Annotated in this window: 16 protein-coding genes; 8 read left to right on the top strand and 8 right to left on the bottom strand. The window is 72.9% G+C overall.

What is annotated here, in order from left to right:
* The first annotated feature begins 23 nt into the window (after positions 1 to 23).
* A complete protein-coding gene (locus ACGF0D_RS27370) occupies positions 24 to 161 on the top strand; it encodes a hypothetical protein (protein WP_392920624.1) in 138 nt (45 codons plus the stop codon).
* Between the two features lie 139 nt (positions 162 to 300).
* Here ACGF0D_RS27370 and ACGF0D_RS27365 read toward each other — a convergent pair whose 3' ends face one another.
* Positions 301 to 1,068 carry a CDP-alcohol phosphatidyltransferase family protein gene (locus ACGF0D_RS27365; RefSeq protein WP_392920621.1) on the bottom strand — a complete coding sequence of 256 codons (768 nt, stop codon included), beginning with the start codon at positions 1,066 to 1,068 and terminating at the stop codon, positions 301 to 303.
* A gap of 375 nt (positions 1,069 to 1,443) precedes the next feature.
* Here ACGF0D_RS27365 and ACGF0D_RS27360 point away from each other — a divergent pair, with 375 nt between their 5' ends.
* Positions 1,444 to 2,034 (top strand): NUDIX hydrolase, encoded by a 591-nt coding sequence (locus ACGF0D_RS27360; protein ID WP_392920618.1) that lies wholly within the window; start codon positions 1,444 to 1,446, stop codon positions 2,032 to 2,034.
* Positions 2,035 to 2,191: 157 nt separating this feature from the next.
* Positions 2,192 to 2,875 (top strand): HAD family hydrolase, encoded by a 684-nt coding sequence (locus ACGF0D_RS27355; protein ID WP_392920615.1) that lies wholly within the window; start codon positions 2,192 to 2,194, stop codon positions 2,873 to 2,875.
* A gap of 7 nt (positions 2,876 to 2,882) precedes the next feature.
* Here ACGF0D_RS27355 and ACGF0D_RS27350 read toward each other — a convergent pair whose 3' ends face one another.
* Positions 2,883 to 3,608, bottom strand: coding sequence for a YidC/Oxa1 family membrane protein insertase (locus ACGF0D_RS27350; RefSeq protein ID WP_392920613.1), 726 nt, complete (start codon positions 3,606 to 3,608; stop codon positions 2,883 to 2,885).
* Positions 3,609 to 3,726: 118 nt separating this feature from the next.
* Positions 3,727 to 4,020 (bottom strand): DUF6412 domain-containing protein, encoded by a 294-nt coding sequence (locus ACGF0D_RS27345; protein WP_392881143.1) that lies wholly within the window; start codon positions 4,018 to 4,020, stop codon positions 3,727 to 3,729.
* 228 nt (positions 4,021 to 4,248) lie between these two features.
* On the opposite strand from ACGF0D_RS27345, the gene ACGF0D_RS27340 reads away from it, so the two are divergent.
* Positions 4,249 to 4,533 (top strand): type II toxin-antitoxin system Phd/YefM family antitoxin, encoded by a 285-nt coding sequence (locus ACGF0D_RS27340; RefSeq protein ID WP_063349249.1) that lies wholly within the window; start codon positions 4,249 to 4,251, stop codon positions 4,531 to 4,533.
* A complete protein-coding gene (locus tag ACGF0D_RS27335; protein ID WP_049649700.1) occupies positions 4,526 to 4,948 on the top strand; it encodes a type II toxin-antitoxin system VapC family toxin in 423 nt (140 codons plus the stop codon). The genes ACGF0D_RS27340 and ACGF0D_RS27335 overlap by 8 nt, the downstream gene beginning before the upstream one ends.
* Here the strand turns inward: ACGF0D_RS27335 and ACGF0D_RS27330 are convergent.
* Positions 4,935 to 5,450: a hypothetical protein gene (locus ACGF0D_RS27330; protein ID WP_392920610.1), complete on the bottom strand. Its 516-nt coding sequence runs from the start codon at positions 5,448 to 5,450 to the stop codon at positions 4,935 to 4,937. The two genes, ACGF0D_RS27335 and ACGF0D_RS27330, sit on opposite strands and share 14 nt — an antisense overlap.
* A gap of 62 nt (positions 5,451 to 5,512) precedes the next feature.
* Positions 5,513 to 6,589: a Gfo/Idh/MocA family oxidoreductase gene (locus ACGF0D_RS27325; RefSeq protein WP_392920607.1), complete on the bottom strand. Its 1,077-nt coding sequence runs from the start codon at positions 6,587 to 6,589 to the stop codon at positions 5,513 to 5,515.
* 192 nt (positions 6,590 to 6,781) lie between these two features.
* Here ACGF0D_RS27325 and ACGF0D_RS27320 point away from each other — a divergent pair, with 192 nt between their 5' ends.
* The 3 genes from ACGF0D_RS27320 (at position 6,782) to ACGF0D_RS27310 (ending at position 9,783) form a co-directional block, all read left to right on the top strand.
* Complete coding sequence (locus ACGF0D_RS27320) at positions 6,782 to 7,561, top strand: HAD-IIA family hydrolase (protein WP_392920604.1); 780 nt, start codon at positions 6,782 to 6,784, stop codon at positions 7,559 to 7,561.
* Between the two features lie 230 nt (positions 7,562 to 7,791).
* Positions 7,792 to 8,520, top strand: coding sequence for a uracil-DNA glycosylase (locus ACGF0D_RS27315; RefSeq protein WP_392881170.1), 729 nt, complete (start codon positions 7,792 to 7,794; stop codon positions 8,518 to 8,520).
* 225 nt (positions 8,521 to 8,745) lie between these two features.
* On the top strand, positions 8,746 to 9,783 hold the full coding sequence (locus ACGF0D_RS27310) for a glycoside hydrolase family 6 protein (RefSeq protein WP_392881173.1): 1,038 nt from the start codon (positions 8,746 to 8,748) through the stop codon (positions 9,781 to 9,783).
* A 75-nt stretch (positions 9,784 to 9,858) separates the two neighbouring features.
* On the opposite strand, the gene ACGF0D_RS27305 is transcribed toward ACGF0D_RS27310, so the two are convergent.
* From ACGF0D_RS27305 to ACGF0D_RS27295, 3 genes are all read right to left on the bottom strand, one after another.
* On the bottom strand, positions 9,859 to 11,790 hold the full coding sequence (locus ACGF0D_RS27305; protein ID WP_392920601.1) for a galactose oxidase-like domain-containing protein: 1,932 nt from the start codon (positions 11,788 to 11,790) through the stop codon (positions 9,859 to 9,861).
* Positions 11,791 to 11,814: 24 nt separating this feature from the next.
* Complete coding sequence (locus ACGF0D_RS27300) at positions 11,815 to 14,013, bottom strand: glycosyltransferase family 2 protein (protein WP_392920598.1); 2,199 nt, start codon at positions 14,011 to 14,013, stop codon at positions 11,815 to 11,817.
* A 548-nt stretch (positions 14,014 to 14,561) separates the two neighbouring features.
* A complete protein-coding gene (locus ACGF0D_RS27295) occupies positions 14,562 to 15,251 on the bottom strand; it encodes a 3-oxoacid CoA-transferase subunit B (RefSeq protein WP_392920595.1) in 690 nt (229 codons plus the stop codon).
* Positions 15,252 to 15,254 lie beyond the last annotated feature (3 nt).

Genomic DNA, 15,254 nt, shown 5'->3' with positions numbered 1-15,254 from the left:
TCCTCCCGGAAAGGGAGCCTGTCATGCACATGGCCCTGAAGCGTTCCGTCCGTACCGCCACCACCGCCACCGGCCGGGCCGGCTCGACTGCCTCGTCCGCTGCGTCCGCCGCCGGGTCCGCCGCCGGGTCCGCCGCGTCCGCGAGCCGCTCCGGCCGCTGAGCCTCCCGGCGAAGTGGCGCGCCCTGCACGGGAAGTCGGCAGAGTCGACTTCCCGTGCAGGGCGCGTTGCCGATTCCGGCGGTTCGGCGGTCCGGCGGTTTGTTCGTCCGTTTGTCCGTCCGTCCGGCCGTCCGCGCGCTCAGCGCAGTCGCGAGGAGGACAGGATCGACGCCAAGTGCGCGACCACCATGCCCCAGGTGATCACCGTGATGCCCGCGAGCGTCCAGCGCGTCGCGTCCAGGTTGCCGAGCCCCGTGTCCACCGCGGCCGCCGCGAGCAGCACCAGCGAGGCCTCGATGCCGTTCGTCACCCGGTGGATCTTGAACACCGAGGCGAGCCTGCGGGCCGTCGCGATGCCCTGGGAACGCGGCTGCGTCGACTCCTCGGTCGCCGGGAGCTGCCCGCTGCGGGCCCGGGCCACGTCCACCAGGTCGGTCGAGGCCTTGAGCAGCACCACGCCCAGCGCGGCCGCCAGCCCCGCCGACACCCACAGCTCCGACCCGCCGCGCGCCGCCCGTACGCCCGCGCCGATCATCAGCGCGGCGTCCGCCAGGTAGGCGCCGAGCCGGTCCACGTACACCCCGGCCATGCTGAACTGGCGCTTCCAGCGCGCCACTTCGCCGTCCACGCAGTCGAACAGCAGGAACAGCTGGAACAGCACGGCGGCCAGCACCGCGCCGGTCAGGCCCGGGATCAGCAGGGCCGCACCGCCGCCGACCCCGCACACCACCATCACCCAGGTGAGGGTGTTCGGCGACACCGAGGTGCGCACCAGCTGCCGGGTCGTCCGCAGCGAGATCGCCCGCATGTACATCCGGCCCGCCCAGTGCTCGCCGTTGCGGCTCTGAAGCTTGGCCTGCGGCTGGCACACCTCGCGCAGCTCGGCGAGCGCCGGAGCAGCCACCATGACGACTTCCCTCCACCTGTCCTGAAACGATCACCACAGGCTACGGCCTCCGGGGGAACGCCCCGACCGGGTGGGGCGCCGGTGGTGGTACGGCAGGTGTCCACCGGTGGAACGTCTGTCGCGGACGGCTTCCGGAGGGGTGCGGGGCGGTGTGCGGGGCGGTGCGGGCGGCGGTCTGAACGGCGGCGTGTACGGCGGCGTGTGAAGCGGTGAAAACCGGTGGGCCGCCCGAGCGGGCCGGGCTAGGCTGCGCGGGTTCGCCGGAACCCGAAGCCCCGGGGCCGACCGCTCGCCCCCGACCGCCCGCGCCCGCACGCCCGCGCGCCGGTCGACGCGGTCCGCGCGGTCCCGGAGCAGAACGAGGAGCGCAGATCCATGGTGACCACGGGCGGCCCGTCCCAGAGCCCCGACCTGGCCCGACTGCTGGCGGACCACCGCCCGCACGGGCCGGTGGAGACCGCCGACCACGAGCGGGCCCGCCGGCTCCTCGACGTCGCCGACGCCTGGAACAGGGGCACCTTCCCGCTCCACTTCACCGCCTCCGCGCTGATCGTCCACCCGCCCACCCGCCGCGTCCTGCTGCGCTGGCACGTCCGTCAGCAGGCCTGGCTGCACGTCGGCGGCCACGGCGACCCGGGGGAGACCCGGCCGCTGGACATCGCCCTGCGCGAGGGCCTGGAAGAGACCGGCCTGACCGACCTCACCCCCTGGCCCGGCCCGGCCCTCGTCCACCTCGCCGTGGTGCCCGTCCCCGCCTCGCCCGCCGAACCCGCGCACCAGCACGCAGACCTGCGCTTCCTGCTGGCCACCGGTACCCCGGAACTGGCCCGGCCGGAGAACCCGGCGTCCCCGCTGGAGTGGCTCACTGTCGAGGAGGCCGGGCGACGGACCACCGAGGAGAACCTCCGTGAGACCCTCGACCGCGCTGCCCGCCTGCTGCCGCCCGCCTGGCCGACTCCGGCCTGACCGATTCCCGCCTGACCGACTCCGGCCTGACCGGCTCCGGCCTGACCGATTCCCGCCTGACCGACTCCGGCCTGACCGGCTCCGGCCTGACCGACTTCCGCCGCTGCCCGCCTGACCGCCCCCTGCCGCCCGACCGACGTCCCCTGGAGACCACCGGATGCACACCGACCAGACCCTGATCTTCGACGCCGACGACACCCTCTGGGAGAACAACGTCCTCTTCGAGCGGGTCATCGACGGCTTCCTGAACTGGGTCGCCGCCCCGGCCGAGCACGTGCGCACCAGGGCCCTGCTGAACGAGATCGAGGCCGCCAACTCCGCCACCCTCGGCTACGGCGCCACCGTCTTCCGGCAGAGCCTCGCCGACTGCCTGCAGCAGCTCAACAGCCGCACCCCCACGGCCGACGAGCAGGCCCGCATCGACGACCTGCTCACCCCGCTGACCAGCCGCGACGTCGAACTGATCCCCGGCGTCGCCGACACCCTGGCCGCCCTCGCCGACCGCCACCACCTGCTCCTGCTCACCAAGGGCGACCAGGACGAACAGCAGCGCAAGGTGACCGAGTCCACCATCGACCACCACTTCCTGGGCATCCACATCGTCGCCGAGAAGTCGGTCGACACCTACCGGCAGCTCACCACCGACCTCGGCCTCGACCCGGGCCGGACCTGGATGATCGGCAACTCGCCCAAGTCCGACATCGCCCCCGCCCGCCGGGCCGGCCTGCGCACCGTCTTCATCCCGCACGAGCACACCTGGGTGCTGGAGCACACGGAACTCGGCCCCGACGAGGCGACGCTGCAGCTCGGGGCCTTCCCCGAGCTGCTGCGCCACTTCTGACGGATCGTCAGCCCATCATCGAGGCCGCCGGGACGGGCGTCCCGTCCCGGTGCAGCCACGCCCGCTCGGCGGCCGACCAGACGCCGGTCGTCAGCAGGTAGAGCACGGCGGCCACCGGCACCAGCGCCGCGAACAGCACCGACCCGAACGACAGGTACGGCAGCAGCCCCGCCCCCGGCTGCGCCGGAGCCTTCGCCGTTGTCGCTGTCGCTGTCGCTGTCGCTGCCGCCGCCGTCGCGCGCCGGGCCCGGCGGAAGTTGACGACCCCGACCGCCGCCAGTCCGGCGAACAGCACCCCGAACACCGCCCACTGCCCGGCGCCGTGCGCGCCGGTGACGTGCAGGCCCAGCGGCACGCCGAACAGGGTGTGGTCCAGCAGGTCGTTCGGGGTGGTGAACAGGCGGTACATCACCGAGAAGAACGGGATCTGCACCAGCACCGGCAGGCACCCCGCGAACGGCGACACCTGCTCCTTGCGGTACATCTCGGCCATCGCCTCCCGCAGCTTCTCCGGCCGGTCCCGGTGCTTGTGCTGCAGCGCGGTGACCTTCGGCGCCAGCCGCGCCCTGGCCTTCTCCCCGCGCGCCGCCGCCCGCGCCAGCGGATGCAGCGCCAGCCGGACGGCGACGGTGAACAGGACGATGGCCAGTGCGGTCGGCACCAGGTGGGCGACGGCGGCGACGACGGCGTGCGCCACGGCGACGGCCGGGTCGAGAACGGCGAGTACGGACATGGTGAAGCGAGCCCTCCGGGGTCTCAGGACATGAGTGATCGGCGGAGGACGGCCACGAAGAACGTCTTACGGTCCTACGGTCCTGCGGAAGACTCGCGGAAGACCGGCGGAAGAGGGTTTACGCGGCCGCCGGGGCCGCTCCCGGCGCCCTGGGGCGTCGCCTGCCCCGGGCGTCCGGATCACGCTGCGGAAGGAACGCCGTACCGAACGCCCGACGCCGCAGCACCCCGCTGCGCACCGCCGCCGGTGCCCGCGCCCCCAGCAGCCGCGCCCCGGCCAGTGCCCCGGCGACCGCCCCGGCCACCAGCGCCACGGTCGCCACGGCGGCAACCGACGCCAGCGTCCCGCTGTCGGCCACCAACTCCCCGGTCAACACCCGGAGCAGGCCCAGCAGCATCGCGACCACGGCCACGGCGCCCTCCCCCTCCCGGTGTCCTCGGCTCCCTGATGTACCAGCACGACGATCCTACGAGCCGCAGGGTTCCCGCCCGTCGGGGATTTCCCCGGCGGTGCATCCCCACCCGCGCCCGCGCCCGGCGACGCCCCGTTTCCGTTCGTGATCGAAGGTGCCCTTCCCGGCCCGGGGATGGGACGTGCAGAGGGTGTAGCCAGCGGGGCTACACGGGGCTACCTTGGAAGGGTGAAGACGATTACCCAGCGGGAGTTCCGGAACAACTCCGCCGCGGTGATGGACGCGGTGGAGGCGGGGGAGACCTTCCACATCACCAGGAACGGGGTCGAGGTCGCCGAGCTGCGGCCGGTGTCCGGGCGCCGGCGACTCACGGCGGAGGAACTGGTGGCGCGGCACGTGAAGCTGCCGCGGGTGGACTACCAGCAGATGCGCAAGGAGGCCGAGGAGTACTTCGGGCCCGAGGAACTGGTGGGGGACGAGGGCGACGACCCGTTCGAGCGGCGGCGTGGCTGAGCGCCGCAGGGCGCCCCGGCGACGGCCGGCCGGGGTGCTGGACACCTGCGTGTACATCGACCTGGCGCTGCTCAGCCCGTCCGACCTGCCGGCCGTACCGGAGCTGACCGCGATCACCTTCGCCGAGTTGCAGCAGGGCGTGTCGATGGCCAGGGACCCGGCCAGCCGGGCGGCCCGGCTGGAGGTGCTGGGCGCGGCGATGGCGGACTTCGACCCGCTGCCCTTCGACGCGGCCGCCGCCGCCCGCTACGGGACGCTGGTCACCCTCACCATCGCCGCGGGGCGCCAGCCGCGCCCGCGCCGGATAGACCTGATGATCGCCGCGGTGGCCTCGGCCCACGGACTGCCGCTGTACACCCGCAACGTGGCGGACTTCCGGGGGCTGGGCTCGGCGGTGGAGGTCATCGGGGTGTGAGGGCGGCCGTCCCGCTGCGCTCCACCTCGTCCGCCAGGGCCGTCGCGGCCTTCATCGCGGCCGGGCGCCGCCGGGTCCGGGCGAGCACCTGCTCGCGGCCCCCCTCGGGGAGGGCGGTGACCTCGAAGTGCGGGCGGCCGGTCAGCTCGATGAACAGCCAGCGGAAGGCCAGGAACAGCACGACGACCGCGGTGACGGCGATCTCCATGAAGGGGATGACGGCGAGGACGTTCAGCAGCTTCTCGCCGGAGCCGCCCCTCGCGGGCTCCCGGTACCGGAACGGCCGCTCGATCGCGATCAGGACCGGCAGGCCGTCCGGCCCGGCCACCTTCACGCACCCGGCGAAGCCGGTCTTGTCCCCGCGGGCCCAGGCCTTCCGCTGCAGCGCCATCGCTCCGGCGCTCTCACGCTCGCTGAACTGCCGGTCCCGCTCCTGGTCCTGGCGGATCCGCTCCTCGTCCGCGGCCTTGCGTGCGGCCCGCCGCTCCCCCCGGGTGCTCATGGCGATCATCGTAGGAGTTCGGTTCAAGGGAGGGTGGAGCGGGCCGGAGGAGCGGCCGTCCGTCAGCCCAGGCGGACCGCCGTCCCGGTCGCGGCGGAGGCGCGGGCGGCCTCCAGGACGGCCAGGGCGGCCACCGCGTCGCGCGGGTCGACCGGGGGTGGGGTGCCCGGGGTGGCCAGGGTGGCGGCGACGCCCCGGTAGAAGGCGGGGTAGTCGCCCGGGTCGGTCGGCAGCGAGATCGCGGACTCGTCGGTGCCGAGGGTGCCGTAGTACGCGGGCTGGTCGGCGCCCCAGGGGCGGGTGCCGTCCGGGCGCAGCCCCGCCCGCAGGTCGGCCTCCTGTGGGTCCATGCCGGGCTTGACGTAGCCGGCGGTGTCGCCGAGCACCCGCAGCCGCGGGCCGATCAGCGGGGTGATGGCGCTGGTCCACAGGTGGGAGCGGGTGCCGGAGGCGTGGGTGAGGGCCAGGAACGCGTCGTCGTCCACCACCGCGCCGTCGCGCCGCACGTCGATCTCCGCGTACACCGTCTCGACCGGCCCGAACAGGGTGAGCGCCTGGTCGACCAGGTGGCTGCCCAGGTCGTACAGGGTGCCGCCGACCTCGGCCGGATCGGCCAGCTCCCGCCAGCCCGGCTTGGGCTTGGGGCGGAAGCGCTCGAACCGGGACTCGAAGCGGTGCACCCGGCCGAGCGCGCCGCCGAGCACGAGGCGGCTCGCGGTGAGGAAGTCGCCGTCCCAGCGCCGGTTGTGGAAGACGGAGAGCAGGACGCCCCGCTCCTCGGCGAGCCGGCACAGCTCCAGCGCCTCGGCGGCGGTGCCCGCCAGCGGCTTGTCCACCACGGTGGCCAGGCCGGCCCGCAGGGCGGCGCGGGCGAGCGGCGCGTGGGTGCGGTTGGGCGAGGCGATGACGACCAGGTCGAGCGCGTCCGGGTCGGCGAGCAGCTGCTCGGGCGTGTCCACGGCACGGGCGCCCGGGTGCTCACGCGCCAGCTGGGCACGCCGCTCGGGATTGGCGGTGACCACGGCGTCCAGCCGCAGGCCCGGCGTGGTGGCGATCAGAGGCGCGTGGAACGCGGAGCCGGCCAGGCCGTAGCCGACCAGGCCGACGCGGAACGGACCGGAGCTCGTCTTCGGGGTCATGCGCCTACTCAATCACGGGGCGCCCGCTTGCTCCCGGTTTGGTGCACGGGGGCCGGGGAGCGCGGGTGGGGAGTGCCGGGGACGTTCCGGTGGGCGGGACGTTCTGTCCCCGGACACCCGGGCGGATTAGGCTGTGCCGCGTCAGGGCCCTCGTACTACGCACGACGTTGCAACACTTCGGGAGACACGCACGTGGCAGACCGCAAGCCCATCGAGTCCTGGCTGACCGACATGGACGGGGTCCTCATCCACGAGGGCACTCCGATCCCCGGGGCGGAGGAGTTCCTGCGCAAGCTGCGGGAGTCCGGCAAGCCCTTCCTGGTCCTCACCAACAACTCCATCTACACCCCGCGCGACCTCAGCGCCCGGCTCGCGGGAATGGGGCTGGAGGTGCCCGAGGAGTGCATCTGGACCTCCGCCCTGGCCACCGCCAAGTTCCTCAAGAGCCAGCGGCCGAACGGGACCGCGTACGTGATCGGCGAGGCGGGGCTGACCACCGCGCTGTACCAGGCCGGTTACGTGCTCACCGACAACAACCCCGACTACGTGGTGCTCGGCGAGACCCGCACCTACTCCTTCGAGGCGCTCACCAAGGCGATCCGCCTGATCAACCAGGGCGCCCGGTTCATCTGCACCAACCCGGACGAGACCGGCCCCTCCACCGAGGGCGTGCTGCCGGCCACCGGCTCGGTCGCGGCCCTGATCACCAAGGCGACCGGGGTCGAGCCGTACTTCGTCGGCAAGCCCAACCCGCTGATGATGCGCGAGGCGCTGAACACCGCCGGGGCCCACTCCGAGACGGCCGTGATGATCGGCGACCGGATGGACACCGACATCGTCGCGGGCATGGAGGCCGGCATGGAGACCATTCTGGTGCTCACCGGGCTGACCTCCGCCTCCGACGTGGAGCGCTTCCCGTACCGGCCGGGCCGTGTGGTCCAGTCGATCGCCGACCTGATCGAGCTGATCTAGGGGCGTCCTCGCCCCGGCAGCCCTCTGGCCGCCGCGGTTCTGTCGTGGGCCCCGTTCCGGCCGGTCGCCGGGGCGGGGCCGCTTCGTACCCGCGGGGAGGGGCGGGCGGCCGCTTCGTCCCCGCGGGCCCGCGACCGGCTCCGGGGACGTGAGTTGTCGGTGGGGCTGTGTAGCGTTCGGGGTGAAAGAGGGCGTGCGGCGCAGCAGCCGCGGTGTGGGAGGTAGATGTCGTGACGGACACGGTCGAGGCGGGCGTGGTCGAGGCCGGCGCGGGCGGCGGGCTGGAGCTGCCCGAGTCCTGGCGCGAGGTGCTGGGCGCCGAGACGGAGAAGCCGTACTTCGCCGAGCTGGCGGCCTTCGTGGCGGCCCAGCGCGCGGAGCACGAGGTGTTCCCGCCGAGCGGCCAGGAGTTCGCCGCGCTGGAGGCCACCCCGTACGACAAGGTCCGGGTGCTCGTGCTCGGCCAGGACCCGTACCACGACAACGGCCAGGCCCACGGCATGAGCTTCTCGGTGCTGCCGGGCACCAAGACGCCGCCGTCGCTGCGCAACATCTTCAAGGAGCTGGACGCCGACCTGGGCATCCCCGCCCCGGACAACGGCTACCTGATGCACTGGGCCGAGCAGGGCGTGCTGCTGCTCAACGCGGTGCTCACGGTCCGCGCGCACGAGGCCAACTCGCACAAGGCGAAGGGCTGGGAGAAGTTCACCGACGCCGTGATCAAGGCGGTGAGCGACCGCGAGGAGCCGGTCGTCTTCGTGCTGTGGGGCAACTACGCGAAGAAGAAGCTGCCGCTGATCGACACCGCCAAGCACGTGGTGGTGCAGGGGGCGCACCCGTCGCCGCTGTCGGCCAAGCTGTTCTTCGGCAGCCGCCCGTTCTCCCAGATCGACACCGCGCTGGACTCCTTCGGCGCCGAGGCGATCGACTGGCAGGTGCCGAACCTGAAGGAGGCGTGAGCCTCGGCTCGAGCACCTCGGTGTGAGCACCCTGGTTCGAGCACCTCGGTTCGAGTGCTGGTGGCCGTGGGCCGGACGGGTTCGATGTCCCGTTCGACCACGGCCACTTGGCGTTCAGCGACGGTGGCCGTCGGCCGGTACCGGGTGTGCTTAGCTGGTGCCGACCGGTCGCCGGACCGGTCCGGGGAGGGGCGTCACGTGCACGGGCTGGGGCGGACGGGGACGTTGCGGTGGGCCGTGGGGGCGCTGCTGGCCGGGGTGATGGCCGTCGTTTCCGGCTGCAGCGGGTCGGACGGCGGCACGCCGGGCGCCGTCGCGAGTTCGGGGCCGGGCGGGGGTGGAGGCGAGGGCGTCGGCGCGGGTCAGGGCGGGGGGTTCGCCCAGCTCCCCGGGCAGGCCTTCTACGTCTCCGACCGGACCAACGCCGCCCACCAGGTGACCGCGCTGCGCGGCCAGGGCCGGACGGCGGAGGCCGACGAGCTGCAGCGGATCGCCGCCCAGCCGTCCTCGCAGTGGCTCGGCGAACAAGGCGCCCGGGAGATCGCCGAGCAGGTGAGCCGGCAGGCCACCGAAGCGGGCCGGACGGCGGTCTTCGTCGCGTACGACATCCCGCACCGCGACTGCGGCCAGTACTCGGCCGGCGGCGCCCCCGACGCGGCCGCCTACCGGGCCTGGATCACGGGCGTCGCGCAGGCCCTCGGGGACCGCAGGGCCTGGGTGGTGCTGGAGCCGGACGCCGTCGCGCACACCCTGGACGACTGCGGGATCAAGGGCGACCTCGCCGCCGAGCGGTACGGCCTGCTGGCCTTCGCCGTCCAGGAGTTGAAGAAGAACCCGAACGCGCGGGTCTACCTGGACGCCGGCAACCCGGGCTGGGCGCAGGACCCGGCGGAACTGGCCACCGCCCTGCGCAAGTCGGGCATCGCGGCGGCGGACGGCTTCGCCGTGAACGTCGCCAACTTCTACGACACCGACCGGAACGCGGCGTACGGCGCCAGTCTCTCCGCGGCCCTCGGCGGGAAGAACTTCGTCATCGACACCAGCCGCAGCGGCAACGGGGCGCTGGGCGGCGCCTCCTGGTGCAACCCGCCCGGGCGCGCGCTCGGCGAGCGGCCGACCACCGGGACCGGCCGGCCCGGGGTGGACGCCTACCTGTGGATCAAGAACCCGGGGGAGTCGGACGGCGACTGCGGCCGGGGCGAGCCCCGGGCGGGCGAGTTCTGGCTGCCGTACGCGCTCGGGCTGGCGCGGGCGGCGCGCTGAGGGCGCTCGCTCCGCCGGGGCCGCCCCGTCTGCTCCGCCCGCGCCGTCTGCTCCGCCCGCGCCGTTTCTCGGGCGTCAGCCGGTGACCTGGATCCAGCGGGCGACCGACGGGGTGCCGGCGGCGTCCGTCAGGAACAGCATGTACCAGCCCGGCGGCAGCAGGTCGGCGCTGCCGGGCAGGGCGAGCGAGACGCCGTCCGCCGTCCGCCCGGTGACGTCCAGGGCCACCGAGCGCTGCTCGACGTCCGTCACGTGGGTCACCGAACTCGGCCGGATCAGCTTGGCGGTGGCGACCGCCTCCGGCCGAGCGGTACCGACCGTGACGGACCCGCCGAGCCTGGCCGTCCGCGGAACGGCACCGACCTGCGGGCGGTCACCGTGGTACAGGTACGGCGGGGTGTAGATCTCGATGCGCTGCTCGAAGCCGCCCGGCTGCGTCTCGGCCTTGTCCGCGAAGAGCGGGTTGGAGCCGAGCACGGCGACCCGGCCGTCCGGTAGCAGCAGCGCCTCGGAGTGGTAGTTGCGGCCGACGGTCGGCTCGGCGGCGGTACTGAAACTGTTCGAATCCGGGTGGTACACCTGCGCCTTGAGCAGGTCGCTGTCGCCGCGGCCGCGGTAGCCGCTGGATCCGCCGGTGGTGAAGACGGTGTCGTCCGGGAGGATCACGCTGTTGAGGTAGCGGGTGCCGCCGGCCGGCAGGTCAGGACCCGGGGTGAAGACCGGTTTGGCGGAGGAGAGGTCCGCGATGTCGGTGCGGGCCGTGGACAGCGGGGACTCGCCGACGCCACCGCCGCCGAGCACCATCACCCGCTGCGCCTGCGCGGGCGGCAGCAGCACCGAGGAGGAGGTCTCGGTCAGGCCGGGGTCGCGCAGACCGGGGACGGGCTGGAAGGCCCCGTTCGAGAGGTCCCACAGGCCGGGCTCGCGGCCCTTGTCGCCGGGGCCGTAGCCGCCGTTGGAGCCGGAGTAGAAGAGCCGGCCGGAGGCGGTGAGGAAGATCGCCGGGTAGGTCGGGAAGTAGTGGTCGGGGCCCTTGGACCAGGACTTGGCCTTCGGGTCGTAGATCTCGTTGTCGTTGCCGTTGAGGATCTCCCCGGTGTCGTCCAGCCCGGAGACGGTGACTACTCGGCCGTCGCCCAGCCCGGTCAGCGTCGGGTACCAGCGGGCGTGGGCCATGTCGGTGACCGGCTCGTACAGTTCGGTGTCCGGGTTGAACTCGAAGGCGGAGCGGATGCCCTGGTACTCCTGCTTGTCCAGGGTCAGCTTCTCGTTCTGCCCGTACAGGTTGTGGGCGTCCGCGCCGCTCAGGCCCTTGATCCGGTACTGGGCGGGGGAGTCGGAGGCGTAGTCCGGGCCCGGGCCGACCGCCTCCACGTACACGTGCTGCTCGCCGGCGGTCACCACGGTCTGCTTGCCGGAGCCGGTCTTGGTCGCGGCCGGGACGGTCACCGCGGCGGTGCTGGCGTACTCGTGGCCGTTCGGGGCGACGAAGACGGTGCCCTTGGGGAACGTCCGGTCGTGCTCCGGGCTCTCGTTGCGCACCCGCATGACGCCGGCCGCCTTCTTCACGGCGCCGGCCAGCTTCTCGTAGCGCTGGGTGCCGCCGGCCACCAGGACGCGGCCGTCCGGCAGCGAGGTGTGGCCGCCGCAGAACATGTCGGCCGGGGTGGGGACCAGCTTGTAGGTGTTCTCGGCCGGGTCCCAGAGCAGGCTCTTGAAGGTGCCCGCGTTGAACTGCTTCTCGTCGTTGCCGGAGCCGGCCACGATCAGGACCTTGCCGGTGCGCAGCAGGGTCGCGTGCACGGCGTTGACCCGGAACTCGGCGGGCAGCGACAGGGTCTGCCAGTGGCCGTACTGCGCCTTGTACTCGGGGTGGTTGATCACGTAGTGGTGGTACTGCTCGGAGGCGAAGCCGAGGACGGCCGGCGCGTTCATCCCGGCCACGGTCAGTGCGACGGTGCTGCCGAGGGCGAGGCGCTTGGTGCGGCCGGCCTTGTGGATCTTCACGTGGGTGCTCCCCTCGGGAGGTCGTCAGTGGGTGGGTGTCAGGGGGTGTCCGGGCGGTACGGGAGCTCCGGGGGCTGCGGGGGCTGCGGGGGCTGCGGGGGGTAGGGGAGCTCCGGGGGGTACGGGGGCTGCGGGCGGTACGGAGGCTGTGGAGGCTCGGGGAGTTCGGGGATCGCGGGCGTGGCGCGGGCGGCGCTTCTCCAGGAGGACGCCAGGGGTCGAGGCCGGGCCGCCGGTGACGGTGAGGGTGGCGGTGGGGCGGGTCCGGCGGCGACGGACGGCGTCGCCGACGGTGATCAGGACCGGCAGGAGGGTGAGCAGGAGGGCGATCCAGGCCCAGGTGCGCATCGCGGCGTGGTCGTAGCCGGTGAAGTAGGAGGCGGTGATCGCGCCGCCGAACACCAGCGTCCAGAACAGGTGGAAGCGGAAGGCGCCGAGCCGGTCGGTACTGGCCGAGCGGCCCTTGGGCGTCACCACGAAGCGGCTGCGGCGGCGGACGAGTGCCTGGAGCAGCGAGGCCGCGTAGACCGGGCCGCAGAGCGCCGACATCACCATGCCGGCGACCCCGGAGGAGCCGGCCGGCTCGTGCGGGCTCACGTTGTGCTTGCGGTTCCAGGTGTAGAGCAGGAGTTGGAGCGCGGCGGCGTCGCTGTAGAGCATCATCCAGATCTCCGAGGAGACGTGCACGCCGGAGGCGCCGAAGCCCAGGTAGAGCACGCTGGACAGGCCGCCGAGCAGCCAGGTGAGCGCCGCCATCGGGTAGAAGCCCACCATCAGCGAGTAGTTGAGCAGCCGGCCGGGCGACAGCTTCCACAGCACCCGCCAGTACTGGGTGAGCAGGGTCTCGTAGGTGCCCCGGCTCCAGCGCAGTTGCTGGGAGAAGAAGTCGGTCCAGGAGGACGGCCCTTCGCCGACCGCCAGCACGTCCGGGGTGTACACGGACTTCCAGCGCTCCCCGGTCTCCGGGTTCCGGCTGCGGTGGAACTCCAGGCCGGTCGCCATGTCCTCGGTGATGGAGTCGTACAACCCGCCGATCGACTGGAGTGCCCGAATTCTGACGGCGTTGTTGGTGCCCACGAACATCGGTGCGCCGTAACGGTTTCCGGCGCGCTGGATGAGGGCGTGGAAGAGGTACTGCTGGCTCTCGGAGAACCTGGTGACGGCCGAGCCCGAGGTGCGGTAGTTCCCGTACACCTGGGGGCCGACCACGAATGCCACGTCCGGGTCGCGGAAGTAGCCGAGCATCCGCTCGCAGAAGTCCGGCAGCGGGACGTGGTCGGTGTCCACGGACACCCAGAACTCGTAGTCGTCGCCGTGGGCCTGGAGCCAGGCGTTGTAGTTGCCGTGCTTGGTCCCGGCGCGGAACCGGCCCTTCGGCCGGTTCCAGTGCGGGCGGCCGGCACGGCTGAAGTGGCGCACGCCCAGTTCGGTGCAGAGCGCCTGCATTGCAGGATCGTTTCCCTCGTCCAACAACCAGACGTCGTACGGTCCGTTGTGTCGCACGGCCCGGGCCGCGGTCAGCGTGGCCCGGACCATCTCGGGCGGTTCCTTGCCCGGCACGCAGGTGGTGAGGAAGGCGACCCGGGTCCCGGCCTCCGGTGTCACCGGGACCGGGTCGCGGGCGACCAGCGTGGCGTGGGTGTTGGAGACGACGTTGACCAGCCGGAACACCTCGACCACGGCGATGATGCCGATCATCACCTTGTCGCCCAGGAGCACCAGGGCGTTCGTCTCGTCCAGCCGCTCGGGCCAGTGCTCCGGCAGTAGCAGCCAGACCAGCAGCACCGCCTCCACCACGGGGGCCGCCATCATCAGTAGGGCGGCGCGGATCCGGTGCGGCTCGCGGCGCAGCAGGCTGCGGTACCGGACGCGGTAGGGCGGTGCGGAGGGTGGGTCGTAGTCGTACGGGGCGGCCGTCGGGGCAGGGCCGTACGGGGAGGCGGCCGAGGTGGGGCCGTACGGGGCGCCGGGGGGTGGGTCGTACGGGGCGGCCGCGGGGGCGGGGCCGTAGCGGGCGGCCGGTTCGGGCCAGTAGACGCCGCCGCCGAGGTCGTCGTCCTCGTCCGGGTCGTACGCCGGGCCGGCGAGACGGCTGAAGTGGCCGTAGTCGTAAGGGGCTTCGGGAACGGGAACGGCGCTCAGGGTGGCCTCGTCCAGCTGCCCGGGACCTCGCCCGTGGGCCGTTCCGACGCCCTTTCGTCGTGAGAACGGCGGCGTGGTCATAGCTGCTCCCCCCGGAGTTCGCGCCTCGCTCGGCTCGCTAGGCTCGCTCGGCTTCTGCGTGGGCTTGCCTCGACTCGGAGCCGTCCGGGTGGAAGTGGAACAGGGCGGAACGGGGCGGAACCGGTCGGCGTCAGCTCGAATCGGCTGGGCCGTCCAGCGCATTCGGCGTGTGCGATCGGTTCCGTGGAGCGGCGGTGCGGCGGTGCGGCGGCTTCGAATTCGGGATCCCGATGCACTTTCCCGTTTCCCCTCCGGGCACGTCGGGATCCTTGGTCTCCTCAACTCTCCCTGAGCGCAACGGTGATCGCAACCAGTCCGGGAGATCGCCGCCGCCGAGGCATGAAGATGCCACGGTTCCCGACCGCAATGGCGGGGGTTGATGCTATTGCGGGGGAATCGGGTTCCGGGGTGGCTTGTGGGTGCTCAGCGGGTGATCCGCGAGTGGTCTGCGAGTGGTCTGTGGGTGGTTCGCGGGTGGTTCGCGGGGCAGCGGAACGGCCGGACCGTCCCTCAGGGGCGACCCGGCCGTCCGTACGGGAGCGGACTGCTCAGAGCGGGGGCAGCAGGGTGGCACCGGTCGCCGACCGGACCTCCGCGAAGTCCACGCCAGGAGCCGTCTCCACCAACCGCAGGCCCTCCGGGGTCACGTCGATCACGGCGAGGTCGGTGACAATCCGGTCCACAACTCCGCGCCCGGTGGCCGGAAGTGACAGTTCCTCGACGATCTTCGGCGAGCCGTCCCGGGCGGTGTGCTCCATCACCACGATCAGTCGACGGGCCCCGTGCACCAGGTCCATCGCGCCACCCATGCCCTTGACCATCTTGCCGGGGATCATCCAGTTGGCAAGGTCCCCGGCGGCCGACACCTGCATCGCGCCGAGCACCGAGACGTCGATCCGCCCGGCCCGGATCATGCCGAAGGAGACGGCGGAGTCGAAGTACGAGGCGCCGGGGGCGACCGTCACCGTCTCCTTGCCGGCGTTGATCAGGTCGGCGTGCTCGGTGCCCTCCTCCGGGAACGGGCCGACGCCGAGGATGCCGTTCTCCGAGTGCAGCACCACCTCGACGCCCGGCGGGAGGTGGTTGGGGATCAGGGTCGGCAGGCCGATGCCCAGGTTCACGTACTGGCCGTCGCGCAACTCGCGGGCGGCGCGGGCGGCCAGGGCGTTGCGCAGGTCGAGGGCGGGGGCGGCGGGGGTGCCCGTGGCGGGGGCGGGGTCGGCAGTCTCGATGGGCATCGG

This window comes from Kitasatospora sp. NPDC048298 (genome assembly GCF_043201465.1).
In the GTDB taxonomy this organism is placed as follows: Bacteria; Actinomycetota; Actinomycetes; order Streptomycetales; family Streptomycetaceae; genus Kitasatospora.
The sequence above is the reverse complement of the archived record's forward strand: the minus strand, read 5'-3'. Positions and strand labels throughout refer to the sequence as shown.

Bases quoted from the DNA above. Each gene is read 5' to 3' on its own strand.
- ACGF0D_RS27370 (WP_392920624.1), top strand. From the start codon at position 24: ATGCACATGGCCCTGAAGCGTTCCGTCCGTACCGCCACCACCGCCACC.
- ACGF0D_RS27365 (WP_392920621.1), bottom strand. From the start codon at position 1,068: ATGGTGGCTGCTCCGGCGCTCGCCGAGCTGCGCGAGGTGTGCCAGCCG.
- ACGF0D_RS27360 (WP_392920618.1), top strand. From the start codon at position 1,444: ATGGTGACCACGGGCGGCCCGTCCCAGAGCCCCGACCTGGCCCGACTG.
- ACGF0D_RS27355 (WP_392920615.1), top strand. From the start codon at position 2,192: ATGCACACCGACCAGACCCTGATCTTCGACGCCGACGACACCCTCTGG.
- ACGF0D_RS27350 (WP_392920613.1), bottom strand. From the start codon at position 3,608: ATGTCCGTACTCGCCGTTCTCGACCCGGCCGTCGCCGTGGCGCACGCC.
- ACGF0D_RS27330 (WP_392920610.1), bottom strand. From the start codon at position 5,450: ATGAGCACCCGGGGGGAGCGGCGGGCCGCACGCAAGGCCGCGGACGAG.
- ACGF0D_RS27325 (WP_392920607.1), bottom strand. From the start codon at position 6,589: ATGACCCCGAAGACGAGCTCCGGTCCGTTCCGCGTCGGCCTGGTCGGC.
- ACGF0D_RS27300 (WP_392920598.1), bottom strand. From the start codon at position 14,013: ATGACCACGCCGCCGTTCTCACGACGAAAGGGCGTCGGAACGGCCCAC.
- ACGF0D_RS27295 (WP_392920595.1), bottom strand. From the start codon at position 15,251: ATGCCCATCGAGACTGCCGACCCCGCCCCCGCCACGGGCACCCCCGCC.